Source organism: Arenibaculum pallidiluteum, assembly GCF_017355985.1.
Classification (GTDB): Bacteria; Pseudomonadota; Alphaproteobacteria; order Azospirillales; family Azospirillaceae; genus Arenibaculum; species Arenibaculum pallidiluteum.
Genome location: NZ_JAFIQU010000002.1, coordinates 533,804 through 557,502, shown reverse-complemented (window position 1 = coordinate 557,502; position 23,699 = coordinate 533,804). Strand labels below are relative to the sequence as shown.

The window sequence follows — 23,699 nt, the reverse complement described above, 5'->3', positions numbered from 1 at the left end:
CTTTGGACCATGGGCCGGGGCCGCACCGCAAGCCCCGACATGACAGGCCCGGCATGGCGCCGCGGTCAGGCGGCGCGGTCGAAATGCCGCTTCAGGCGGGCCGCCGCCTCGTCCAGCAGCGCTTCGCCCTTGCAGAAGCAGAAGCGGACGTAGCGGTCGACGGGCTTGTGGGCGAAGAAGGCGCTGACTGGGATGGCGGCGACCCCCGCCTCGGTGGTCAGCATCCGGCAGAAGGACACGTCGTCGCCTTCCCAGCCCAGGGGCCGCAGGTCGGCAGTCACGAAATAGGTGCCCTGGGCCTCGAGGACACCGAAGCCGACGGCCTTCAGGGCTGCGCTCAGCCGGTCGCGCTTGGCCTGCATCCCCGCGGCCAGGCCGGTGAAGTAGGAATCGTCCTTGCCGAGCCCGTGGGCGACCGCCGCCTGGAGGTTGGGCGGCGTGGTGAAGGTCAGGAACTGGTGGGCCTTGGCGACCGACTGCATCAGCTCCGGCGCGCCGGTCACATAGCCGACCTTCCAACCCGTGAGGGAGAAGGTCTTGCCGGCCGAGCCGATGCGCAGGCAGCGCCCGCGCATGCCGGGCCGCGTCATCAGCGGCACATGGGGCCGACCGTCGAAGGTCAGGTGCTCGTAGACCTCGTCGCAGACCGCGACGGCGCCAGAGCCGCGCATGAACTCCGCGATCAGGTCCAGCTCGTCGGACGTGAATACCTTGCCCGAGGGGTTCTGCGGCGTATTCAGCATCACCACGCGCGTGCGCGGCGAGAACGCCTGCTCGAGCTCCTCGCGCCCGAAGCTCCAGTGAGGCGGCGCCAGCGAGACGAAGCGCGGCACGCCGCCCGCGAGCTTCACGATCGGCAGGTAGCTGTCGTAGAGCGGCTCGAAGAGCACGACCTCGTCGCCGGGCCGGATCAGGCCGAGCAGGCAGGCGGCCAGCGCCTCGGTCGCCCCCGAGGTCACGAGGACTTCGCGCTGCCAGTCGACGTCGAGCCCGTAGAATCGGCCGTTGTGGGCGGCAACGGCCTGTCGGAGCTGGGGCGTCCCCCACATGGAGGGGTACTGGTTGTAGCCCTCGGTCAGCGCGTCGGCGGCGGCCTGCAGCACGTCGGCGGGGCCGCGGTCGTCGGGGAAGCCCTGCCCCAGATTGACGGCACCGTGCTGGTTTGCGAGCTGCGACATCACCTCGAAGACGGTGGTGGGCATCTCGCTGAAGAGGGGGTTGCCGACCTTATCGACCATGGAACGTCCCGTTGGCTGAAGGCCCGGGACTTTACCCATTCGCGGGCCGGGGGTCAGCGGCCTTTTTTAACAGGGCGCCCCGTCGCGTGGGATCGGGAGTCGGGGCTCTCAGCCGGCGACGTTGGCCATCTTGGAGGCGCTGATCACCGCCTGGGTGCGGTTCTTGACGCCGAGGGACTTGAAGATCGCGGTCACATGGATCTTCACCGTGCCCTCGGACAGCCCGAGCTCGTAGGCGATCTGCTTGTTCGACTTGCCTTCGCGCAGGCAGTTCAGCACGTCGAGCTGGCGCTGCGTCAGCATGGAGAGGCCGCGGGTCGAGCTTGCGGCGGGGCTGCCAGGCTGGGTCGCCGTGACCGCGGCGATCTCGGCGGCCAGCGCCGCCGGCGGCACGTAGATCCCGCCCGCCATCACCAGGTCGATGGCGCCCAGCATCACCTTGACGCTCGACGACTTCGGAATGTAGCCCGACGCGCCATGCTCGATAGCCTGGCGCATGTCCGACTGGGATTCCGAGGCGGAGACCACGATCACGGGCGTCGTGGGACGCGCCCTGCGGATCTCGGCAATGCCGGTGAAGCCGGGCCAGCCCGGCATCTGCAGGTCGCTGAGGATCAGGTCGATGTCCGGCGTCGAGAGAGCCAGCCCGGCCATCTCGTCGAAAGTGCTGGCGTGAAGATAGGAGGATCCGGGATGCGTGGTGGCGAGAAGACGATGGATCCCCTCGCGGAACAGGGGATGATCGTCCCCGATGAGAATCTTCATGCGCGCCCCTGCTGCACCGCGGATACGGAATGTTCTGCGATGGGTAACCCTGGCCCCGTTAACTCTAGGTTATCTTCTCGGAGGGGCTAGTGCAAATACTCTCCCGTGTCCCATCCTTGTCGCAATCAGGCCGCGCGACGTCCATGCAGATCCTCCTCGGCCGCGATCCAGGCGGCGATCGCGGGCGGTGCCACGGGCCGCGTCCCATGGGCAATCCCGAGTGCATCCAGGATCTCCGCTGACGGAACGGTGCCGTTCGGTCCGCGCAGCACGCCCTTGACCAGGGCGGCACAGGCGAGTCGCCCGTCCATCGTCTCGGCGATCTGCTCGAAGTAGAACCACTTCTCGTCCCAGTAGAGGAGGCGCGTGCGCAGCCGGAAGCGCTCGAACGGCCCAAGCGAGCGGCGGAACCGCACGCTCGCCCCGCCCAGCGCGGGCATCCAGCGCCTGCGCAGCGACACACCCAGGAGGCCACTGCGGATCACCACGTCGGTGCGGCCGAGATCCATGATCGTCAGATACCGCCCGTTGTTCATGTGCAGGTTCAGGTCCAGGTCGTGGGGCCAGACCCTGAACTCCAAGACCGATTCGTCCAGCAGGCCCCGGCGGCGCCCGAGCAGCGCCGCCAGGATCACGCGGACCAAGCGAAGGATCAGGTTCATCGCGTTCCCCTCAACGCATGCCCCTTGTGCCCGCCGGCGTCAGAACGCGTCGGCCTCCAGCGCCATCAGGGGCTTGGCGCCGGCGACGATGGTCCGGAACAGGGCCTCGGTCTCGGGCAGCAGCTTGGCGAAGTAGAAGCGCGCGGTCTTGACCTTGGTCTCGTAGAAGCCGGCCTCGCCGGTGCCGGCCGCCAGGCGCGCCTGCGCGGTCTCGGCCATGCGTGCCCACATGTAGCCCAGCGCCACCAGGGCGAAGAAGCGCAGGTAGTCCGTCGACGCCGCCGCGGCCTCGTCCGGGTCCTTCAGGCCCTTCTGGGCGATCAGTGCGGTCGCCTGCTGCAGCTTGCCGAAGGCCCGCATCAGCGGTAGGCCGAACTCGGCCATGGCGTCCTGCTCCATCCGTTCCTCGATATAGGCGGAGACCGGATGGAAGAACCGCCGCAGCAGCCGGCCCATGTCCTGGGGCAGCTTGCGTCCCACAAGGTCCAGGGCCTGGATGCCGTTGGCGCCCTCGTAGATCTGGGCGATGCGCGCGTCGCGCACGAACTGCTCCATCCCGTACTCGCGGATGTAGCCGTGGCCGCCATGGACCTGGACCCCGAGATTGGCCGCTGCGAAGCCGTGATCCGTGAAGTACGCCTTCAGGATCGGGGTCATGAGGGCGACCAGGTCCTCGGCCTCCTGGCGGATGGCCGGATCGGGATGCTTCTCGGCCCGGTCGATGCTGAGCCCGATCCAGGCCGCGAGCGCCCGCGCACCCTCGTTGCAGGCCTTCATGGTCAGCAGGTTCTTGCGCACGTCGGGGTGCACGATGATCGGGTCGGCGGGCCGGTCGGGCGCCTTGGCGCCGCTCAGCGAGCGTCCCTGCAGCCGGTCCCGGGCATAGGCGACGGCGTTCTGGTAACTGACCTCTCCGAGACCCAGGCCCTGCATCGCCACGCCCAGCCGGGCGGCGTTCATCATGGTGAACATCGCCCGCATGCCCTTGTGGGGCTCGCCGACCAGCCAGCCGGTCGCGTCCTCGAAGTTCATCACGCAGGTGGACGAGGCCTTGATGCCCATCTTGTGCTCGATGGAGCCGCAGAAGGCGCCGTTGCGCGGGCCCAGGGCTCCGTCGGGGCCGGGCAGGAACTTCGGGACCACGAAGAGCGAGATGCCCTTCGTGCCGGCCGGGGCGTCGGGCAGGCGCGCCAGCACCAGATGCACGATGTTCTCTGTCAGGTCGTGCTCGCCGGCCGAGATGAAGATCTTGGTGCCGGTGATACGGTAGCTGCCGTCCTCGGCGGGAACGGCCCGCGTGCGGATCAGTCCTAGGTCGGTGCCGCAATGCGCCTCGGTCAGGCACATGGTGCCCGACCAGGTGCCGTCCACCAGCCGGGGCAGGTAGAGGTCCCGAAGCTCCTGGGTGCCCCAGCGGTACAGCGCGTTGTAGGCGCCGTGGCTCAGCCCGGGATACATGCCGAAGCTGAGATTGGCGGAGCTCGTGAACTCCTCCATCACGAACTGGACGGTGTTGGGCAGGCCCTGGCCGCCATAGGCGGGATCGGCCGAGAGGCCCGTCCAGCCGCCTTCGCGGAAGGTGCGGTATGCCTCCTTGAACCCCTTCGGCGTGTAGACGACGCCGTTCTCGAAGCGGCACCCCTCCTCGTCGCCTGGCTGGTTCAGCGGGAACAGTTCGTTCTCGCAGATCCGCGCGCCTTCCTCGAGCACGGCCTCGATCAGGTCGGGGGTGTGCTCCTCGTGCCCTGGCAGGGACGCCAGTTCCGCGACGTCGAAGAGCTCGTTCAGGACGAATCGCACGTCGCGCAGCGGGGCCTTGTAGGTCGGCATGGTGTCTTCTCCCTGTCTCGCGCGGGGCTCAGTTCCGAAGCGGCTTGCCGGTGGCCAGCATGTGCTCGATGCGGGCGATCGTGGCGGGATGGCGGATCAGGCGCATGAAACGCTCCCGCTCGAGCGCGAGCATGTCATCCTCGGTCAGCGAGCGGGTCACGTCGGTGTCCGCACCCGACAGCACCTCGGCCAGCGCGCCTGCGACCACGACGTCGTGGGACGTCGCCTTGCCCGTCGCGCGGAAGCCCTCCACCGCGAGGTCGAGCGCGACCTTGGCCGTGGGGCCGGGCAGCCGCAGCTCGGCCGGCTCGGGCGGGCGGTAACCCTCGGCCAGCGCCAGCGCCCTGGCCTTGGCGTCGGCCAGCAGCCGGTCGCGGTTCATGGTGATGCCGTCGCTCTCGCGGAGGTACTTCAGGTCCTTGGCCTCGGCCGCGGACTTGGCGACCTTCGCGGTCGAGATCGTCTCAAAGGCGGCTGCGATGGGCGGCATGGGGCCGCCCGGCCGCTTTCCATCGGCCGTGTGGCGCAGCAGCATCTCCTTGCAGCCGCCCCAGCCCGGGATCAGCCCGACGCCGACCTCGACCAGCCCCACATAGGTCTCGGCATGGGCCTGCACATGCGCGCAATGCAGCAGCATCTCGCACCCGCCGCCGAGCGCCATGCCGGACGGTGCGGCGACCACGGGGAACGGCGCGTATTTCAGCGCCGCATAGGTCTCCTGGCCCATCTGGACCATCTGGTCGATCTGCGGCCAGAGCGCGACGTTCACCGCGAAGAGCGCGAGGCCTAGATTGGCACCGACGGTGAAGTTGTCGGCCTCGTTGTGGATGACCAGCGCCCTCCATTCGCCGCTGCCGTCGCCCACGAGCCCGAGCGCCTGCTGGCAAAGGCCCAGGATGTCGGTGTCGAGGGCGTTCATCTTGCTGGTGAACTCGAGGCACAGGACGCCGTCCCCGATGTCCCACAGCGCGGCCGAGCCGTTCTTCGCCACCGGCTTCGAGCGCCTCTTCACGTCCGAGAGCAGCAGCACGCCCTCCGGCCGGGCCAGGTCCGCATAGGCGCCGCCGGCCTCGAGGCATTGCAGGCGCCCGTCCTCGACGCGGTAGAAGGGCCGGCCCGCGGCCTTGCGCAGCAACGCCGGCACCGCGTGCCCTTCGGCTTCCAGCGCCTCGGCGAACCATTCTGTGCCGAGCTGGTCGATCAGTTCGAAAGGCCCGTATTTCCAATTGTAGCCCAGGCGCATGGCGCGATCGACGGAGGCCGGGTCGTCGGCGATCTCTGGCACCAGGCTCGCGGCGTAGGCCAGGGTCTGGAAGAGGACTCGCCGCGCGTACCGCCCACCCTTGTCCTCGTGCTCCACCAGCACGCGCAGGCCGGCCTTGGCCGCGTCGACGCTGGCGAGCTTCGGCTTGTCGGACCTGCGGTAGCGGCCGGTCGAGAGGTCGATCGCCTCCTTCACCTTGGCGCCGCCCTCCGTGTTCAGGCGGTAGAAGCCGCCCTTGCCCTTCCGGCCGGTATAGCCCTCGGCGATCATGCGCCGGAACAGCTCGGGATCGCGGTACAGGCCGCGATAGGCGTCGTCCGGCGGCAGGGTCGCGAGCAGCGAGCGCGCGACATGGGGCATCAGATCCAGCCCGACCAGGTCGATCAGCCCGAAGACGCCGGTCTTGGGGATGCCCATGGGGCGGCCGACGACCGCGTCAGCCTCCTCGACGCTCAGGCCGAGATCCATGGCGCCGTTGACCGCGCTCTGGATCCAGAAGGTGCCGATGCGGTTCGCGATGAAGCCCGGGCGGTCCTTGCAGCGCACGACCCCCTTGCCGAGGCGCATGTCGGCGAAACGCTCGATCGCGGCCAGTGCATCGGGGCGCGTGCGCTCGCCGGCCACCAGCTCCAGAAGCCGCATGTAGCGCGGCGGGTTGAAGAAGTGGGTGATCATGAAGTCGCGGGCGAAGGCCTCGCTCTGCCCTGCGACGAGGTTCGCCAGCGGGATCGTCGAGGTGTTCGACGACACGGCCGAGCCCGGCTTTCGGACAGCGTCGACGCGGCGGTACAGGGCCGCCTTCACTGCCTGGTCCTCGACCACGGCCTCGACGATCCAGTCCACCTCTCCCAGGCGGGCGATGTCGTCCTCCAGGTTGCCCGGCGTCACCAGCCGGGCGTTGCGCTTGTGCATGAAGGGCGCGGGGTCGGCCTTCAGCATGCGATCCACGGCGCCCCGCGCCAGCCCGGACCGGTCGCCGCCCGCCGCCTTGGCGGTGTCGGGCACGATGTCCAGCAGAAGGACCGGGATGCCGGCATTGGCGATGTGGGCGGCAATTCCACTGCCCATCACGCCCGAGCCGATGACGGCTGCGCTCTTGATCTCCATGGGGGATCTCTCCTGTCCGGCGCCGCTCAGACCGCCTCGAGCACGGTGGCGATGCCCTGGCCGCCGCCGATGCACTGGGTCGCGAGCGCGAACTGGCCGCCCTCCCGCTTCAGGAGCTGGGCTGCCTTCCCGGTGATGCGCGCGCCGGTCGCGCCCAGCGGATGTCCGAGCGCGAGCGCCCCGCCATCGAGATTCACCCGGTCCTCGTCGAAGCCGAGCTCCCGCGCGACTGCAAGTGCCTGCACCGCGAAGGCCTCGTTGCTCTCGATCAGGGACAGGTCCGCTGTCTTGATGCCGGCCCGGTCCATGGCCTTGCGGCTCGCCGCGACGGGGCCGATGCCCATGATGGTGGGATCGCAGCCGGTGACCGCGAAGGAGCGGATGCGCGCCAGCATCGGCAGACCGTGGGCGCGCGCATACTCCTCGGACACGACGAGCGTCACGGCGGAGCCATCCGTCAGCGGTGAGGAGGTTCCGGCGGTGACGAAGCCACTCGCATCGAACGAGGGCTTCAGCGTCGCCAGCGTCTCGAGCGAGGTGTCGGACCGGACGCAGCCGTCCCGGGAGACGACGCCGTCGGGCCCATGGATGGGCACGATCTCCGCTTCCAGCCGTCCCTCGGCCTGCGCCCGGATGGCCTTGGCGTGGGACTTGACCGCGAAGTCCTCCATCTCGGCGCGGGTGATGCCGTACTTCTTCGCGAGGTTCTCGGCGGTGGTGCCCATGCCCATGTACGCGCCGGGCTCGCTCTCGGCCAGGCGCGGGTTCGGCATGGGATTGAAGCCCATCATCGGGACCCGGCTCATGCTCTCGACCCCGCCCGCGAGGTGGACGTGCCCCGCGCCCATCTGGATGGCGCCCGCGGCCATGTGGATCGCCTGCATGGAGGATCCGCAGAAGCGGTTGATGGTGGTGCCCGCCACGCAGCGCGGGAGCCCGGCCAGCATCGTCACGAGGCGCGCGATGTTCAGTCCCTGCTCGCCCTCGGGAAAGGCGCAGCCGAGAATGAGGTCCTCGATCTCGGCGGGGTCGATCTCGACCCGCGAGAGCAGGCCCTTGACGGTCTCCGCAGCGAGGTCGTCGGGACGGACGCGCGCCAGCTCGCCCTTGGAGGCGGGCGTGAAGGGCGAGCGGGCGAAGGCAGCGATGACGACGTTCTTCATGGTGGCGGGCTCCTCACCTCGGGCGGTCTTGCGGCCGGGCAGCCTCGGCGCGTACGGGCTGCCGGCGGAAAAGGGGGCCGATGTCGCCGCGCGGCGCTCAGACGACCGTGTCCGGGTCGATCCCGTGGTCGCGCAGGTGGTCGGCGATCTGCCGGTCGAGATCATCGAGTTCGACCATCGCCTGGCGCAGGTCCTCGAGCTGGCGCTCCAGCGCGCGTCTGCGGTCGCGAGCGCGCTGGAGCGCGAACTTCATCTGGCCGAGCTGCCGGTCGTCGACCTCGTAGAGGTCCAGGAAGTCGCGGATCTCGGCCAGGCTGAAGCCCAGGCGCTTGCCGCGGCAGATCAGCTTCAGGCGCGCCCGGTCGCGATGGCAGTAGATCCGGGTCAGGCCCTCGCGGCGGGGCCGGAGGAGGCCCTGGTCCTCGTAGAACCGGATGCTCCGCAGCGTGATCTGGAACTCCTCGGCGAGGTCGCTGATGGACCACGTCCGCTCGGGTTCGGGGTGGAGCGTGCCGGTCATGTGCAGCATGGCGGATCGTCCGTGTTTGACGTTTACGTAAACGTAAGTCTCTGGTCGCGCCGCTGTCAAGCCGGACGGAGCAGCGCACGGAGCGCCCTCAGGCCCCCGGCGTGTCGCGCCGGGCCTCCTCCTCGTCCAGCAGCGCCTTGCGGGACAGCTTGCCGATCATCGTCTTCGGCAGCTCCTCCCGGATCTCCAGCAGCTTCGGAATCTCGATGGGGGAGAGCTTGTCCCGCAGGAAGGCGTCCAGATCCTCCTTGGTCAGGCTGTGCCCCTCAGCCAGCTTCACATACGCCTTCACCGTCTGGCCGCGGTAGCGGTCCGGCACCCCCGCCACCACGCATTCCGCCACCGCGGGATGCAGGTACACCGCCTCCTCGATGTTGCGGGGGTAGACATTGTATCCGCCGCACAGGATCAGGTCCTTGATGCGGTCGACGATGAAGGTGTAGCCGTCCTCGTCCATGTAGCCGACATCGCCGGTGTGCAGGCGGCCATCCACCAGGGCGACCGCCGTCTCGCCGGACTGGTTCCAGTAGCCTTTCATGACCTGCGGGCCGCGGATGCAGACCTCGCCGCGCTCGCCGATGCCGAGGACCCGGCCGCGGTCCTCGAGGCTCAGGATCTCGATCCGGGTGCCCGGGAGCGGAAGGCCGATGGAGCCCGTCTTGTTCTCTCCCTCGATGGGGTTCGCCGTGGCGACGGGGGAGGATTCGGTCAGGCCGTAGCCCTCCACCAGGACGCACCCTGTGCGCTTCTCGAAGGCGGCCTTCACCTCCACTGGCAGGGGCGCCCCGCCGGAGACGCAGAACTTGATGGAGGACAGGTCGTAGCGGTCGGCGTCGCGGTGGTTCGCGATGGCCGTGTAGATGGTGGGCACCGCCGGGAAGAGCGTCGGTCGCTTCGCCTGGATCGTCCGCATCACCTGGTCCAGCTCGAAGCGTGGCAGCAGGATCATCTCGGCCCCGACCGCGATGGCCAGGTTCATCACCGTCGTCATGGCGAAGACGTGGAACAGGGGGATCACCCCAAGCACCCGCTCCTGGCCAGGCTCGGCCTTGGCGAACCACATCGCCGACTGGATGGTGTTGGCCGTGATGTTGGCATGGGTCAGCATCGCACCCTTGGGCAGGCCGGTCGTTCCGCCGGTGTACTGCAGGACCGCGACGTCCTCCTCGGGATCCACCGTGACCGGAGACGGACGCCCCCCGCTGGCGAGCAGACGAGCCAAGGGAATGTGGCGTTCGTCCCGGGGTATGCGCGCCAGGTCCCTGCGCTTGGCCAGCGGGAACAGCCAGTTCTTCGGCCAGGGCAGCGCGTCCGCCATGGGGCAGACCACGATGCGCCTGAGCCGCGTCTCGTGCAGCATGCGGGCGAGCTTGTCGTAGAGCATCCTGAGGTCCAGGGTGACCATCAGGTCGGTCCCGGAATCCTCGATCTGCTTCGACAGCTCCCGCTCGGCGTAGAGCGGGTTGAAGTTCACCACGATCCCGCCGGCCTTCAGGATGGCGTGGAAGAAGATCACGAAATACGGCGTGTTCGGCAGGAAAAGGCCCACGCGATCGCCCTTGGCGAGTCCGAGATCCTGAAGCCCCCGGGCGACCCGGTCCACCAGCGCGCCGATCTCGGCATAGGTGTAGCGACGGTCGAGGAAATCCACACAGGGGCGCGAGCCGTGCCGCGCCACCGCCTCGTCCAGCAGGTGCCAGACGGGCTTCTTCGGGATCTCTGCGTGCCAGTCGATCCCAGGCGGATATTTGCGCTCCCACGGCGGGCTTTCCCGCAGGGCGGCCTCGACCATTCTCATCCTCCCGTTCCCCGGCTCATTTCCGGTCGGCGTCGTGTGTGTGGCGCCCCCCGTTGATTTCTTCCAGCCACCGGTTCGGTCGAGGTTAGTTGCCGTTTACGTAAAGGTCAATGCTAGCTGCCTCGGGCCTTTCCCTAACGGAATCGCGCTGGAGAGCGCCTGACGCCCATGCATAATCGTGCCATGGGACGGGGCCGGAGCGGCCCCGGCGGGGCAGGACAATGTCCGACGGGAACACAGTCCGCGCGACGGTAAAATGGTTCGATCCCTCGAAAGGGTTCGGCTTCGTCACCCCGGAGGACGGGTCCCCCGCCGCCTTCCTCCATGTATCGGTGCTGAACCGCGGGGGCATCGTGTCCGTCGGCGAAGGGGCGGTGCTGCTGTGCGAGATCGCGCCCGGCGGGCGCGGCCCGCAGGTCACGCGGCTGGCCGCGTTGCTCGACCCCGGGGCTCCGCCGGGCCAGCGGTCCCGCGCCGAGGCCCGCACGGGAGCAGGGGCCGAGCTGACGGGAACGGTGAAGTGGTTCAAGCCCGAGAAGGGCTTCGGCTTCGCCGAAGCCGAGGACGGCGGAAAGGACGTCTTCATCCACATGACGGTGCTGCGGCGCTGCGGCGTCGCCACGCTGGAGCCGGGCCTGCGCGTTCATATGCGCGTGCGCGAGGCGGAGAAGGGCCGCGAGGCGACCTGGCTGGCGCTCCTCTGAACGCAGGCGGATGCGCGGCCGCGGCGCCCAGCCCCGTGCTCAGACGGACAGGCGGGACGCGCTCGCGGGCGCATCGGGCTGCATCGGAGCCTCGCCGATGGCCTTTGCCAGGGTCTCGGCGAGGAGCTCGACAGGGCAGGGCTTGGCCAAGATCACGAACTCGCAGCCGGCCGCCGGGTTCTCGCTGTAGCCGCTGGTCAGGACGACCGGCAGGCCGGGATAGAGGCGCCGCACCTCGCGGCCGAGGTCCACGCCGTTGCGCGCGCCGGGCATTACGATGTCGGAGAGCAGGACGTCGACCCTCTCTCCGCCCGACAGCAGGGCCAGGGCCTCGTCGGCCGAGGACGCGCGCACGACGCAGTAGCCGAGATCCTCGATGGTGGTGGCCATGACCGGTCCGACGACGGGGTCGTCCTCCACCAGCATCAGGCGTCGCCCGCCGCCCGGGCGGGCGGCCTCGACGACCTCGGGCAGCCGCTTCTGCGGCGCCCTCGCGGAGCGGGGCAGGACAAGCGTGACCGTGGTGCCGGTGCCGGGCGTGCTGGCGATCCGGACCTGGCCGCCCGACTGGCGCGCGAAGCCGTAGACCTGGCTGAGGCCGAGCCCGGTTCCCTTGCCGACGCCCTTCGTCGTGAAGAAGGGCTCGAAGACGCGCTCGAGCACTTCGGGCGGCATGCCCTGCCCGTCGTCCGACGCGGCGATGTGGACGTGGTCCCCGGCCAGGCCGTGGGTATCCCCTCCGGGCTCCAGCACCGCGTTCCAGCCACGGATGCGGAAGCTGCCGCCTTCGGGCATCGCGTCGCGTGCGTTCACGGCCAGGTTGATGACGGCGAGCTCGAACTGGGTGGGATCGACCTCGATGGGCCACAGGCCCCGCTCGAGGTCGACCTCGAACCGGATGTCTGCCCGCAGGGCCCGGGACAGCAGCTCGGACATGCCCAGCAGCACCTCGGCAACGTCCACCGGCTCTGGGCGCAGGGCCTGGCGCCGCGCGAAGGCCATCAGCTGCTGGGTCAGCTTGGCCCCGCGGTCGACGGCCTGGCGGCCGGCCTCGATCAGCGGCGCGATCTCGGGAGCCGGCGAACGGCGCTCGATCATGCGCAGACAGGCGGACATGGCCTGCAGAAGGTTGTTGAAGTCGTGCGCGACCCCGCCACTGAGCTGGCCGATCGCCTCCATCTTCTGGGACTGACGCAGGGCCTCCTCGGCCTTGCGCCGCTCGGCGATCTGGCGCCGGAGCTCGGCGTTGGACCGCGAAAGCGCGGAGTGAGCGATTCCGAGGACGCCGACCAGCAGGGCCGCCATGCCGGCCGGGAGGCCGATGGCGGCATAGCGCTCGATCCGCCGCGCGAACGGCTCCAGCGCGGCGCGCAGCTCGACCGATCCGATCGTGCCGCCACCCTGTACCACGGGTGCCGTGACGGTGACGTAACTCGCAGCGTCTCCTTCGTCGCCGGCCTCGGGCTGGCCCGCTGCGGCCCGCCCCGCCATGGTTCGTCCCCGCCGTGCATACCTCGCGACGATGTCGCCGCGCAGGTCGTAGACAATGACGGAGACGATCTCGGGATTGGCCTGCAGAGCGTCGACGTATTCCTGGGCCGTGTCGCTGTCGTCGAAGGCCAGGGCGGCTGTGACGCTTCCGGCCAGGATCCGGGCCTGAACCTCGCTTTCGGCGGTCTTCTGACTACGGTAGGCGCGCTCGTTGTAGACCGTCACGGCCACGGCTGCGAACAGCAGGGCCACGGCCGCGCCGATGGCCAGCCCGGGGATCAGCCTCCACAGGCGCGGCGAGTCGGCGTCCTGCGTCATGCGGAATCCTCCTCAGCCCCGGCGCCTGACCGAAACGGCCAGGCCCAGCAGCTTGGAGCTGATCGTGATGCCGTTCTCGGCGGCCGCCCCGGCATCCATCTCGAACCGGACCTTCCCCTCGTTCAGGACGAAGTTCACGATTCCCTTGGCGCTGGCTTGCGGCTCGGCGTCAGTGATCGTCAGTACGGGCGTGCCGCGGACAGTTCTCAACACATCCTCGACCGGCTGCTGGCGGGATCCCGCCACGTACATGACATGGCACCGGGCCCCCGGGTCCACCACCTTCAGGCGCTGTACCGCGAAGGTGCGGCTGGCGGGCGGCTGTTCGGCGACCGACCGGTCCAGCAGGTCGCCGAAGGGGTCGTCGCCGACGACGCAGAGGGCGATCGGGCTCGTAGGGCCGTCGAAGGCGTCGTCGGGCCAATCGACGAAGGCCGCGAATTTCGGCAGGAAGGCCGCCTTGATGGCCCGCTCGAGCGACTGCGCCGCGGCCGGCCCTCCGACCGGGACGGCGAGCGCCAGCGCCGCCGCGGCAAGGGTGCGGAGCCACCGCGTGGAGGCGTGTCCCGCCGCCGTGCGCAAACGTCAGAACTCCGCCCGGATCTTCGCGAACACCGTACGGCCGATATACCGGACGGGGCTCTGCCCGAGATCGTTCACCTCGTAGTGCCTGTCGAGCAGGTTCGTTCCGTGCAGCGACAGCTCCGCCTGGGGCGTGACCTGCCAGCCCAGATGGGCGTCGAGCTGGGTGTAGGCTGGTACACCGGACGGCTCGACCGCGCCGACCCGGCGCAGCGCCACGTCCAGGAAGACGTCGCGGGAGAGGTCGAACTCGGAGCTGAGCCGCCACTGGAACATCGGATCCTGGCCGCTGGTGGGCGGGTCCGAGTAATCCGTGATGCCTGGCTCGACCTCGAAATCGCGCTGGATCCAGTTCATGCCGGCCCTGAGCCGCCACCAGTCGGCGATCCCGTAGCTGCCCCAACTCTCCACGCCGAAGGTCCGGCCCCGCATGTCGTTGCTGAGGACCAGCGGCAGACCCAGGGGGTTGCCGGCTGTGACGGGCTGTGAGGGGACCGTCGTGCGCAGGTCGTCGTAGACGTTGTAGAAGGTCGAGATCGAAATCGTGGCGCGTGGCGCCGGGCTGCCCCGGTAGCCGATCTCGTAGGCCGTGAGCTTCTCCGTCCGGAACGCGTCGGCTTCCAGCAGGATGCCGGGTGCCGTCAGCTCCCGGTCGATCCGCGACGGTGTCCGGACTGCCCTGGAAACCGCGCCCCACAGCATGTGCTCCGGAGCCACCGTCCAGGCGAGCCGGACGTTCGGCAAGGCGTCCAGGCCCGTGTAGCTGCTGTTCTCGAACTTCGATCCCAGCGTCAGGCGCAGGTCCTGATCGAGCGCGATCTCGCCCTGGGCGAAGACGTTACCCACCCACAGCGCCGAATCGGGATCGGAGAGGACGAACGGGCCCTGCGTCACGAAGGACGATTGCCACAGACGGTACTCGCCACCCCAGACGAACTGATGCCCGCCCGCGAAGGACAGGTTGTGTTGGGCCTGGGCCGCGTAGGTCCGGACCTCGTCCTCGGCGAGCGCATAGTCGCGGTTCTTGGAATCGTAGTAGGCCTGGAGCTGGAGCGACGATCCCTCGCCGAGTCGCCGCGTCCAGCGCCCGAGGGCGTTTGCCCCGTGCAGCTCGGTGTCCAGGAACGGCGTCCTGTTGCGGTACAGGTCGCCCTGGATGGTGTAGCCGTTCTCGCCCGCCTCCCTGTCCAGCCGGAAGCCTCCCTGCGTGCCCCGGAACTTGTCGTCCAGGATGTCCGACGCCTCGCGCGGGTCGCTGCGGTCGCGCAGGAACCGGTTGGCGTAGACGCGGAAGGTCGTATCTTCGTCGAGCCGGCCTCCATAGCGCACGGTTCCGTTCCGCTCGCGGTTGCCGGCGCCGCCGTCCACAAGGACGCCCTGGCTGTCGCGGCTGTGGCGGGTGATGACGTTGATGACGCCGTTGACGGCGTTGGCCCCCCACAAGGTCCCGCCAGGACCGCTGACGACCTCGATCCGCTCCACGTCCGGCAGCGAGACGTCGACGCCCTCCCAGAACACCGTCGCCGCCAGCGGCGAATAGACGCTGCGGCCGTCCACGAGGACCAGCAGCTTGTTCGAGGTCTCGATCGAATTGAAGCCGCGGGCGGTGATGGCATAGTTGTAGGTGTTCAGGCGCGCGACCTCGAGGTTCGGCGCCAGCCGCAGGGCCTCTGGCAGGCTCGTGGCGCCGGAACGCCGGATCTCCTCGGCCGTGATCACATAGACCGAGGCCGGAGCCCGGCTCAGCGGCTCGGGCCTGCGGGAGATCGAGGTGACCTCGATATTCGCGAGCTCCTCGATAGGGAGCCGGGCGAGATCCTCGACCGACTGCGCCCTGGCCTCGGGAACGCAGGCAGCCGCGCAGAACGCGACCAGGAACAGCGCCTTGTCCCTGCCGCGGTGTTCCGTCCTCACGCCCCGCCGACCGCGACCCTGGCCCGCCATCCTCACCCCGCCGCATGGCCCGTATTCGTTACAACCGCCATGCATATCATCCCGATGTCGTTGGCGGGGCTAGGCGGATGGGGTGAGGCGCATATGACATTCGGGCTGGCATTCTTCCCATGGTTGTCGAAGCCGAGCCATTTCGATGCGGTAGATCAATTCTTCGCCTCTCCGGAGGTGGTAGGTCGGCCTCAGCGGCGGGCCTGAACCGCCGGGCAACCGACGATGAGAAAGACGATGGCGAAGTTCCGGTACAGCATGATGGCCACGGCAGCGGCACTTGGCTGCATGGTCGCGGTCTCGGGCGCGCAGGCGCAGGTCAAGGGCAAGTCCGCGGGCGACTTCATGGTCCGCGCGCGTGTCCTCAGCGTCATTCCGCAGGAGGACGGCGACATCAAGGACGCCGCCGGCAACGACACCACGCTCGACGTCCAGGTCAAGAAGGACACGATCCCCGAGCTGGACTTCACCTACTTCGTGACCGACAACATCGCTCTGGAACTGATCGCCGGCACCTCGAAGCACAGCGTCTCGGTTGACCCGAGCGGCGCCAGCCTCGGCAGCGTGCGCCTGCTGCCGCCGACGCTGACGGCCCAGTACCACTTCCTGCCGAAATCGACCTTCAGCCCCTATGTCGGCGCCGGCCTGAACTACACGATTTTCTTCGACGAGGAGTCCGGCGTAGCAGACTCGATCAGCTACGAAAACGGCTTCGGCGTTGCCCTGCAGGCGGGCGTGGACATCTTCCTGACGGACAACATCCTGCTGAACGTCGACGTGAAGAAGCTGTGGCTCGACACCGACGTGTCGGTGAGCAACGGCGCGCTGCGCTCGAAGGTCGACCTGAACCCCTGGCTGGTCGGCGTCGGCGTCGGCTACAAGTTCTGAGGATCGGCCCCACGGGTTCCCGGACCGGCCGGCCACCGGCCGGTCCGGCCCTGCCGGGGCTTCCAGCCACTATTCGCGGCCCGGCGCGGGCCCGCCCTTTGGGGCATCCGTCTGCGCGGCTGCAACCAGCGCGTCGGCCGCGTCGGCCAGTGCATGCAGCGCGTCATCCGAGCCCAGGGTCTGGGCGCTGGCATAGGCGCCATCCATCAGCAGCAGGAGCTGGTCGGCCAGCACTCCCGGATCGCGTGCGCCCGCCTCTTCGGCCAGCCCTTTCAGCCGCGCCCGCTGCTCCCGCTTGTGCGCCATCGCGACCGCCCGCGCCGGGTGGTCGGGATCCGCGAACTCGACCGCCGTGTTCACGAAGGGGCAGCCGCGGTATTCGGGTCTCGTCGCCTTGATCCGCACCGCCTCGAACACGGCGCGGATCCGCGCCCGCGCGTCCCGCCCGCCGGCAGCGACCGCCCGATCCCACCACTGCCAGTAGAGCTCGTTCCGGTCCTCGAGGTAGGCTCTCGCCAACTCGTCCTTGGAGGCGAAGTTGCGGTACAGGCTCATCTTCGCGACGCCCGAGCGCGCGATGATGGTGTCGACGCCCACCGCGCGGATTCCTTCGCGGTAGAAGAGTTCTGCGGCGGTCTCCAGGATCCGTTCCCGCGCACTCTTGGCGTGCGTCCCAGGCATGAAATCACCCTCGATGACGACTTGACGAATGATACAGACCTGTCTCTATCATCGCAAGCCTCGGTACCTGTCGGGTACCGCCGTCCGCAAGGAGGTCCCATGTCGACGCCTGTCATCGCGACCCGCCGGCTGCATTACGCCTGGATCGTCGCAGCCCTGACCTTCACGATCCTTCTGGTGGCGGCGGGCGTGCGCTCCATGGTGGGCGTCCTGATCGTGCCGCTGGAGCGCGAGTTCGCCTGGGACCGTGCGACGATCTCGCTGGCCGCCTCGGTCTCGATCTTCCTCTACGGGCTTATGGGGCCGTTCTCGGCAGCCATCATGGACCGGCTCGGTGTCGGGCGCACGGTCACGCTCGCCTTCGCCCTGATCGGCACGGGCATCGCCCTGACGCCGCTGATGACGGCGCCGTGGCAGATGGTGCTTCTCTGGGGCGTCGTGGTCGGCACGGGCACCGGGATGACGGCGCTCGTACTCGGCGCGACGGTGGTGAACCGCTGGTTCCTGGAGCGCCGGGGCGTCGTCATGGGCGTCCTGAGCGCCGCCACGGCCACCGGCCAGCTCCTGTTCCTGCCGGCGCTGGCCATGGCGGTCGATACCTACGGGTGGCGGGCGGGCGTGCTCGGCGTGGCGCTTGCCGCCGTGGCGATGATCCCGCTGGTCCTGTTGCTGATGCGCGAGAGGCCGTCGCAGCTCGGGCTGCCGCCCTTTGGCGGGACGGCGGTCGAGCCGCCGCCGGCGGCCAGCGGCGCCAACCCCTTCCGCACGGCCATCGAGGCCCTGGCCGAGGGCGTCCGCTCGCGCGACTTCTGGCTTCTCTTCGGCACCTTCTTCGTCTGCGGGCTCAGCACCAACGGGCTGATCGGCACCCACCTGATCGCCGCCTGCGCCGATGCCGGCATCCCCGAGGTGCGCGCGGCGGGGCTGCTCGCCATGATGGGCATCTTCGACCTGTTCGGCACGACGGCCAGCGGATGGCTGTCGGACCGCTACGACAACCGTGTGCTGCTAGCCTGGTACTACGGGCTGCGCGGGCTGTCGCTGCTGTGGCTGCCCTTCGCCTTCGACATGAGCTTCCTGGGTCTGGGCCTGTTCGCGGTGTTCTACGGCCTGGACTGGATCGCGACCGTGCCGCCGACAGTGCGGCTGGCGGGCAACGCCTTCGGACGCGAGCGCGCCGGGCTGATGTTCGGCTGGATCTTCATGGGTCACCAGCTCGGCGCCGCTGTCGCGGCCTTCGGCGCGGGCGTCATGCGCACCGCCCTGGACGGCTACATGGAGGCTTTCCTGATGGCCGGCATCGCATGCTTTGCAGCCACGGCCATGTCGCTGCTGATCGGCCGGCGCCCCGTGGCCCCGGCCAAGGCGGCGGCGGGCGCCGCCTGACGCGGCCGCCCGCTCCGGCGCCGGCGGAACGCGCCGGGCCGGGCTCAGCCCATCCCGGCCGTGTGCGGCCCGAGGTTCACCGCCGGGGTCGGGCCGCCGCTCCGGAAGGGCAGGAAGGGCCGCGGCGGCTCGCCCGGGTCCCTCTCGCGCGGGAACAGCATCCCGCGCCGGATCGACAGGCGGACGAGCTCGCCCTGCGCGGGGACGCGCCCGCCCTCGGGCAGCACGACCTCGAACAGCGTGCCGGCATACTCGACCTCGGCCCGGGTGACCGGGCCGACCTCGTGGACGAGGCGGACCGTCGCCGCTCCCAGCCGCTCGTCAGGCGGGAGAAGCTCGATGTCGTGGGGCCGCACGTAGAGGATGGCGGGCCCGGCATGGTCGGCGGCGCCGCCCAGGGGCGTTCCGCCGGCCTCCAGCAGAACCTGGCCGCTCTCGACACGGCACTCGACCCGGTTCACGTCGCCCAGGAACTCGTAGACGAAACCGGTGGAAGGCGTGCGGTACACCGTGCCGGGCGTGCCGACCTGCTCGATCCGCCCCTGGCTCATCACCACGACGCGGTCGGCCAGCTCCAGCGCCTCCTCCTGGTCGTGGGTCACGAAGACCGAGGTGATCCCCATCTCCTCGTGCAGGTGGCGCAGCCAGCGGCGCAGCTCCTTGCGCACCTTGGCGTCGAGCGCCCCGAAGGGCTCGTCCAGCAGCAGCACGCGTGGCTCGATGGCCAGCGCCCGGGCGAGCGCCACGCGCTGGCGCTGCCCGCCCGAGAGCTGGTTGGGATAGCGATCGGCGAGCCAGTCGAGCTGGACCAGCTTCAGCAGGCGATGCACGCGCTCCGCGATCTCGGCCTTGGGCGGGCGCTGGCCGCGCGGACGCACCTGCAGGCCGAAGGCGACGTTGTTGAAGACCGTCATGTGCCGGAACAGAGCGTAGTGCTGGAACACGAAGCCGACGCGGCGATCGCGCGGGTGGCGGTTCAGCGTCTCCTCGCCCTCGAACAGCACGGTGCCCGAATCCGCCGTCTCCAGGCCGGCGATGATGCGCAGCAGGGTCGTCTTCCCCGATCCCGAGGGGCCAAGGAGCGCCACCAGCTCGCCGGCGCCGACGCGAAGGTTGATGTCCTGGAGCGCGGCATAGGTGCCGAACCGCTTCGAGATGCCCTGGATGTCGATCGTCATGGCGGGATGCTCCCTCTCGGCGGCGTCAGTGGCGGCGTGTCGCCGCGAGCTCGTCGGCGTAGCGCCATTCGAGCAGGGCCTTGGCGGTCAGCGTGACCAGCGCCAGCAGCGCCAGCAGCGAGGCTACGGCGAAGGCCGCGACCATGTTGTACTCGTTGTAGAGGATCTCGACATGCAGCGGCATCGTCGTGGTCTCGCCGCGGATGTGGCCGGAGACCACCGCCACCGCCCCGAACTCGCCCATGGCGCGGGCGTTGCACAGCAGGACCCCGTAGAGAAGGCCCCAGCGGATCTTGGGCAGGGTCACCCACAGGAAGGTCTGCCAGCCCGACGCGCCCATCACCAGGGCTGCCTCCTCCTCCTCGCTGCCCTGCTCCTGCATCAGGGGGATCAGCTCGCGCGCGACGAAGGGAAAGGTCACGAAGATGGTGGCGAGCACGATGCCCGGCAGCGCGAAGACGATCTGGATGTCGTGCTCCCGCAGCCATGGGCCGAGAAGGCCGTGCAGGCCGAACAGCAGCACGTAGACCATGCCCGAGATCACGGGGGAGACGGAGAAGGGCAGATCGATCAGCGTGGTCAGCAGGCTCTTGCCCGTGAACTCGAACCGCGCGATGCACCAGGCGGCGCAAATCCCGAACACGCAGTTCAACGGCACTGCGATGGCAGCCGTCAGCAGCGTCAACCGGATCGCGGCCTGTGCGTCCGGCTCCTGCAGCGCCTCCAGATAGGTCTGCCAGCCGCCTGCCAGGGCCTGGGCGAAGACGGCCACGAGCGGCAGGAAGAGGAAGACCACGAGAAAGGCGAGGGCGATTCCGGTCAGCGCCAGACGGATCGCCGGCCTCTCGCCCGTCGCGGGCCGGGCCGGGGGGCGGGGCGCCGGCCTGGCAGGGAGCCTGCCGGCGTCCTGCGCTGTGTCCAGAGATGCCTCAACCGCCATGGCGCGCCCTCGTCCACCGCTGCAGCAGGTTGATTGCGAGCAGCAGGGCGAAGCTCGCCATCAGCATCAGCGTTCCGATGGCGGTGGCGCCGGCATAGTCGAACTGCTCGAGCTTGATGATGATCAGCAGCGGTACGATCTCCGAGACCATGGGCAGGTTGCCCGCGATGAAGATCACCGAGCCGTACTCGCCCAGCGCCCGCGCGAAGGCGAGGGTGAAGCCCGTCAGCAGCGCGGGGAGGATCGCCGGCAGGATCACGCGCAGGAAGGTCTGCAGCCGTCCTGCGCCCAGCACCGCCGCGGCCTCCTCCTGCTCGGCCTCGAGGTCCTGGAGCACCGGCTGCACCGTCCGGACCACGAAGGGCAGGCCCACGAAGGTAAGGGCGACGACGATGCCGAGCGGCGTGAACGCGACCTTAAGCCCCATGGGCTCCAGCAGGCCGCCGATCCAGCCGTTCCCGGCATAGAGTGCGGTGAGCGCGATGCCCGCCACCGCGGTGGGCAGCGCGAAGGGCAGGTCGACCAGCGCGTCCACGATCCGGTGGCCCGGGAACTCGTAGCGCACGAGCACCCAGGCCACCAGCAGACCGAAGACCGCGTTGATCAGCCCCGCGGCCAGCGAGGTCCCGAAGGTCACCCGGAAGGCCGCGAGCACCCGGGGCGTCAGCACCGCGTTCCAGAACCCGCTCCAGCCCAGCCCCGCAGCGTTCGCCGCCAGTGCCGCCAGCGGGATCAGCACCACCAGCGACAGATACGCGATCGTGATCCCCAGCGTCAGCCCGAAGCCGGGCAGGATGCTGGGGCGCTTGAGGACCAGGCCGGTCATGGGATCAGCGTCCTGGAACGTAGATCTGGTCGAAGACGCCGCCGTCGTTGAAGAACTTGGCCTGCGCCTCGGTCCAGGTCCCGAACTTCTGGTCGATGGTGAACATGGCGAGCCGAGGATAGCGCTCGGCATAGCGCTGCGCGACCTCCGGCGAACGAGGCCGGAAATAGTGCTTGGCCGCCAGCTCCTGCCCCTCGGGCGAATAGAGGAAGTTCAGGTAGGCCTCGGCGGCCTTGCGCGTGCCGCGCCTGTCGACGACCTGGTCGACCACCGCCACCGGCGGCTCTGCCAGGATGCTCACGGACGGCACCACGATCTCCAGCTTGTCCTTGCCCATCTCCTCGATGGCGAGGAAGGCCTCGTTCTCCCAGGCCAGGAGGACGTCGCCGAGGTTGCGCTGGACGAAGGTGACCGTCGAGCCCCGGGCCCCGGAATCCAGGACGGGGACGTTCTTGAAGAGCTGCGCGACGAACTCCCGCGCCTTCGCCTCGTCGCCCCCGGCATTGTCGAGGGCGTAGCCCCAGGCCGCCAGGAAGTTCCAGCGTGCCCCGCCGGAGGTCTTCGGGTTCGGTGTGATGACCTGCAGCCCGGGTCGTACCAGGTCGCCCCAGTCCTTGATTCCCTTGGGATTGCCCTTGCGGACCACGAAGACGATGGTCGATGTGTAGGGGGCGCTGTTCTCCGGCAGGCGCTTCTGCCAGTCGCGCGGCAGGCGGCCGGCCTCGGCGATGGCATCGATATCGGGCGCCAGCGCCAGCGTCACCACATCGGCCTCGAGCCCGTCGATCACCGATCGGGCCTGGCGGCCCGACCCGCCATGCGACTGGCGGAGCTGGACGGTCTCCCCCGTGTCGGCCTTCCACTTCGTGGCAAAGGCCTTGTTGAGGTCGGCATAGAACTCGCGGGTGGGGTCGTAGGAGACGTTGAGCAGCGTCGTCTGCGCCTGCGCGGGGATGACGGCGGCCAGCAGCAGTGGGGCGGCGATGCCCAGGACCTTCAGGAAGCGCGATGGCATTCGGGACCTCCAGGCGGTTCGTTTTGCTGGGGATTTAACGCATACTTTGTGGGAAAACGGATCGTTAAATCTACTAAAACGATAGACATTAAACGCGGCCCCTGTCACGCCTTAATTCGGCGTCCGTTCAGACCGCGAAGTTCAGGGGGATCGCGCCGATCCCGTGCCTCTGGCGGACCGCATCCGCCAGGGTCCAGCCATCCAGAACATTGGCCATCGCGTCGCGTGCCTTGGTCATGGCCCAGCGGATCGAGCAGGTGTCGACGTCCTGGCAGTCCGTGCAGGGCTGGAACTGGGTCCGGCTCGCGCAGCGGATCGGCGCCAGCGGGCCGTCGATGCTCCGGATCACGTCGCCGAACGAAATGCGGTCCAGCGGCCGCGCCAGGCGGTAGCCTCCGTTCTTGCCGCGCCGGCTTTCCAGGATGCCGTCCTTGCGCAGCTCGACCAGGATCGCCTCCAGGAACTTGCGCGGGATCTGCTCCCGTTCCGCGATCTCGGCGATCAGCACCAGTTCCTCGTCCTCCTGGCGCTCGGCCAGGAGCAGGACCGCGCGCAGCGCGTATTTGGCTTTCTGGGACAGCATCCTCGTCTTGTCCGATCCGCTGAAGTCGGCGCGAACGACCTCCACCACAGGCGTCTGGGCGCCGCGAAGCGATAGGGCACGCTGCATGGGCTCTCCTGCTGACGTCCCGTTCCGCGTCGGTTCGCCGGCGCTCTGGAGGCGGCGCCGTTCTCCTCTGTTTCCCTTGACCGACAGGCCACCGGAGCATGCGCCGAGCCGCAGCGCCGTTCAACCGTCGAGAGGTCCCGGGCGCCGGGCGTCCTACGTTCGAACGGGATCATCCAAGCGCTCATGCCGGCGGCTGCGCTTCGCCGTTTGCCGATCACCGGGTCTTTGATAGGCTTCGCCATGGAGAAGGAATGCCTATGCCGATCGCACGGCGCTACATGGTCCGGCTGGCGTGCGGAACCCTTGTCGACCTGCCGCGGCGGGCTTTCGACAGGGCCGAGGATGGCGTTGCCCCGCTGCAGCAGTTCGCGGGCCGGTGCGTCGACCTCGTCTTCGTGGTGCTCGTCGAACGCAAGGACGGACCGCTGATCAGCCATGTCGATTTCCCGCGGGTCTATTTCGACCGCGATGGCTTCGTCGATGCCGGCATGCGCGCCCGGATGATCCGCCTGATGCTGGAGAGCTGCCGCCACGAGACCGCGCGGGCCTCGCTGGACCGGGAGTTCGCGTGGCATCCGGACCGCCGCGTCCTCGACCAGGTCCGCCTTCGCTTCGGCCCGTCGGCAACGCTGCGGGCGCCTCACGGGCCGCCGACGACGCTGCGCGCCCATCGCGGCCCATCCCGCCCGACGCTCCATTGAGCCCGGCCGCGCCCGAATT

21 protein-coding genes are annotated in these 23,699 nt (G+C 69.2%); 4 read left to right on the top strand and 17 right to left on the bottom strand.

Annotation, left to right across the window (positions count from 1 at the left end):
- Window positions 1-65: 65 nt before the first annotated feature.
- The 8 genes from JUB13_RS06605 to JUB13_RS06570 form a co-directional block, all read right to left on the bottom strand.
- Window positions 66-1,238 (bottom strand): aminotransferase, encoded by a 1,173-nt coding sequence (locus tag JUB13_RS06605; protein WP_207477985.1) that lies wholly within the window; start codon window positions 1,236-1,238, stop codon window positions 66-68.
- Window positions 1,239-1,346: 108 nt separating this feature from the next.
- Window positions 1,347-2,003, bottom strand: coding sequence for a response regulator (locus JUB13_RS06600; RefSeq protein WP_207477984.1), 657 nt, complete (start codon window positions 2,001-2,003; stop codon window positions 1,347-1,349).
- A gap of 125 nt (window positions 2,004-2,128) precedes the next feature.
- Window positions 2,129-2,665: a thioesterase family protein gene (locus JUB13_RS06595; RefSeq protein WP_207477983.1), complete on the bottom strand. Its 537-nt coding sequence runs from the start codon at window positions 2,663-2,665 to the stop codon at window positions 2,129-2,131.
- 39 nt (window positions 2,666-2,704) lie between these two features.
- The gene (locus JUB13_RS06590; RefSeq protein ID WP_207477982.1) at window positions 2,705-4,495 is read right to left on the bottom strand and encodes an acyl-CoA dehydrogenase C-terminal domain-containing protein; all 1,791 of its coding nucleotides are present in this window, start codon (window positions 4,493-4,495) and stop codon (window positions 2,705-2,707) included.
- A 28-nt stretch (window positions 4,496-4,523) separates the two neighbouring features.
- Complete coding sequence (locus tag JUB13_RS06585; protein ID WP_207477981.1) at window positions 4,524-6,866, bottom strand: 3-hydroxyacyl-CoA dehydrogenase/enoyl-CoA hydratase family protein; 2,343 nt, start codon at window positions 6,864-6,866, stop codon at window positions 4,524-4,526.
- Between the two features lie 26 nt (window positions 6,867-6,892).
- Complete coding sequence (locus JUB13_RS06580; RefSeq protein WP_207477980.1) at window positions 6,893-8,029, bottom strand: thiolase family protein; 1,137 nt, start codon at window positions 8,027-8,029, stop codon at window positions 6,893-6,895.
- A 97-nt stretch (window positions 8,030-8,126) separates the two neighbouring features.
- On the bottom strand, window positions 8,127-8,558 hold the full coding sequence (locus JUB13_RS06575) for a MerR family transcriptional regulator (RefSeq protein ID WP_236024757.1): 432 nt from the start codon (window positions 8,556-8,558) through the stop codon (window positions 8,127-8,129).
- Between the two features lie 88 nt (window positions 8,559-8,646).
- On the bottom strand, window positions 8,647-10,350 hold the full coding sequence (locus tag JUB13_RS06570; protein WP_207477979.1) for a long-chain-fatty-acid--CoA ligase: 1,704 nt from the start codon (window positions 10,348-10,350) through the stop codon (window positions 8,647-8,649).
- Window positions 10,351-10,577: 227 nt separating this feature from the next.
- Between JUB13_RS06570 and JUB13_RS31990 the strand changes: the two genes are divergently transcribed.
- A complete protein-coding gene (locus JUB13_RS31990; protein ID WP_207477978.1) occupies window positions 10,578-11,060 on the top strand; it encodes a cold-shock protein in 483 nt (160 codons plus the stop codon).
- Between the two features lie 39 nt (window positions 11,061-11,099).
- Here the strand turns inward: JUB13_RS31990 and JUB13_RS06560 are convergent, their stop codons facing one another.
- Genes JUB13_RS06560 through JUB13_RS06550 form a run of 3 tightly spaced genes read right to left on the bottom strand, consistent with a single transcriptional unit; the run spans window position 11,100 to window position 15,365 of the window.
- On the bottom strand, window positions 11,100-12,869 hold the full coding sequence (locus JUB13_RS06560) for an ATP-binding protein (RefSeq protein ID WP_236024756.1): 1,770 nt from the start codon (window positions 12,867-12,869) through the stop codon (window positions 11,100-11,102).
- Between the two features lie 12 nt (window positions 12,870-12,881).
- A complete protein-coding gene (locus JUB13_RS06555; RefSeq protein WP_207477977.1) occupies window positions 12,882-13,451 on the bottom strand; it encodes a YfiR family protein in 570 nt (189 codons plus the stop codon).
- 3 nt (window positions 13,452-13,454) lie between these two features.
- Complete coding sequence (locus tag JUB13_RS06550; RefSeq protein WP_207477976.1) at window positions 13,455-15,365, bottom strand: TonB-dependent receptor plug domain-containing protein; 1,911 nt, start codon at window positions 15,363-15,365, stop codon at window positions 13,455-13,457.
- A 267-nt stretch (window positions 15,366-15,632) separates the two neighbouring features.
- Here JUB13_RS06550 and JUB13_RS06545 point away from each other — a divergent pair, with 267 nt between their 5' ends.
- On the top strand, window positions 15,633-16,283 hold the full coding sequence (locus tag JUB13_RS06545; protein WP_236024754.1) for an OmpW/AlkL family protein: 651 nt from the start codon (window positions 15,633-15,635) through the stop codon (window positions 16,281-16,283).
- A gap of 69 nt (window positions 16,284-16,352) precedes the next feature.
- Here the strand turns inward: JUB13_RS06545 and JUB13_RS06540 are convergent, their stop codons facing one another.
- A complete protein-coding gene (locus JUB13_RS06540; protein ID WP_207477974.1) occupies window positions 16,353-16,964 on the bottom strand; it encodes a TetR/AcrR family transcriptional regulator in 612 nt (203 codons plus the stop codon).
- A gap of 99 nt (window positions 16,965-17,063) precedes the next feature.
- On the opposite strand from JUB13_RS06540, the gene JUB13_RS06535 reads away from it, so the two are divergent.
- Entirely contained in the window at window positions 17,064-18,350 is a 1,287-nt protein-coding gene (locus JUB13_RS06535; RefSeq protein ID WP_207477973.1) for an MFS transporter, read from the top strand.
- A 44-nt stretch (window positions 18,351-18,394) separates the two neighbouring features.
- On the opposite strand, the gene JUB13_RS06530 is transcribed toward JUB13_RS06535, so the two are convergent.
- From JUB13_RS06530 to JUB13_RS06510, 5 genes are all read right to left on the bottom strand, one after another.
- Window positions 18,395-19,528 (bottom strand): sulfate ABC transporter ATP-binding protein, encoded by a 1,134-nt coding sequence (locus tag JUB13_RS06530; RefSeq protein WP_207477972.1) that lies wholly within the window; start codon window positions 19,526-19,528, stop codon window positions 18,395-18,397.
- 25 nt (window positions 19,529-19,553) lie between these two features.
- A complete protein-coding gene (gene cysW, locus JUB13_RS06525; RefSeq protein WP_207477971.1) occupies window positions 19,554-20,468 on the bottom strand; it encodes a sulfate ABC transporter permease subunit CysW in 915 nt (304 codons plus the stop codon).
- The gene (cysT, locus tag JUB13_RS06520; protein ID WP_207477970.1) at window positions 20,458-21,294 is read right to left on the bottom strand and encodes a sulfate ABC transporter permease subunit CysT; all 837 of its coding nucleotides are present in this window, start codon (window positions 21,292-21,294) and stop codon (window positions 20,458-20,460) included. The genes cysW and cysT overlap by 11 nt, the downstream gene beginning before the upstream one ends.
- 4 nt (window positions 21,295-21,298) lie before the next feature.
- The gene (locus tag JUB13_RS06515) at window positions 21,299-22,309 is read right to left on the bottom strand and encodes a sulfate ABC transporter substrate-binding protein (protein ID WP_207477969.1); all 1,011 of its coding nucleotides are present in this window, start codon (window positions 22,307-22,309) and stop codon (window positions 21,299-21,301) included.
- A gap of 127 nt (window positions 22,310-22,436) precedes the next feature.
- On the bottom strand, window positions 22,437-22,979 hold the full coding sequence (locus JUB13_RS06510) for an RrF2 family transcriptional regulator (RefSeq protein WP_407928089.1): 543 nt from the start codon (window positions 22,977-22,979) through the stop codon (window positions 22,437-22,439).
- Between the two features lie 251 nt (window positions 22,980-23,230).
- Here JUB13_RS06510 and JUB13_RS06505 point away from each other — a divergent pair, with 251 nt between their 5' ends.
- A complete protein-coding gene (locus JUB13_RS06505) occupies window positions 23,231-23,680 on the top strand; it encodes a hypothetical protein (protein ID WP_207477968.1) in 450 nt (149 codons plus the stop codon).
- The last annotated feature ends 19 nt before the right edge of the window (window positions 23,681-23,699 follow it).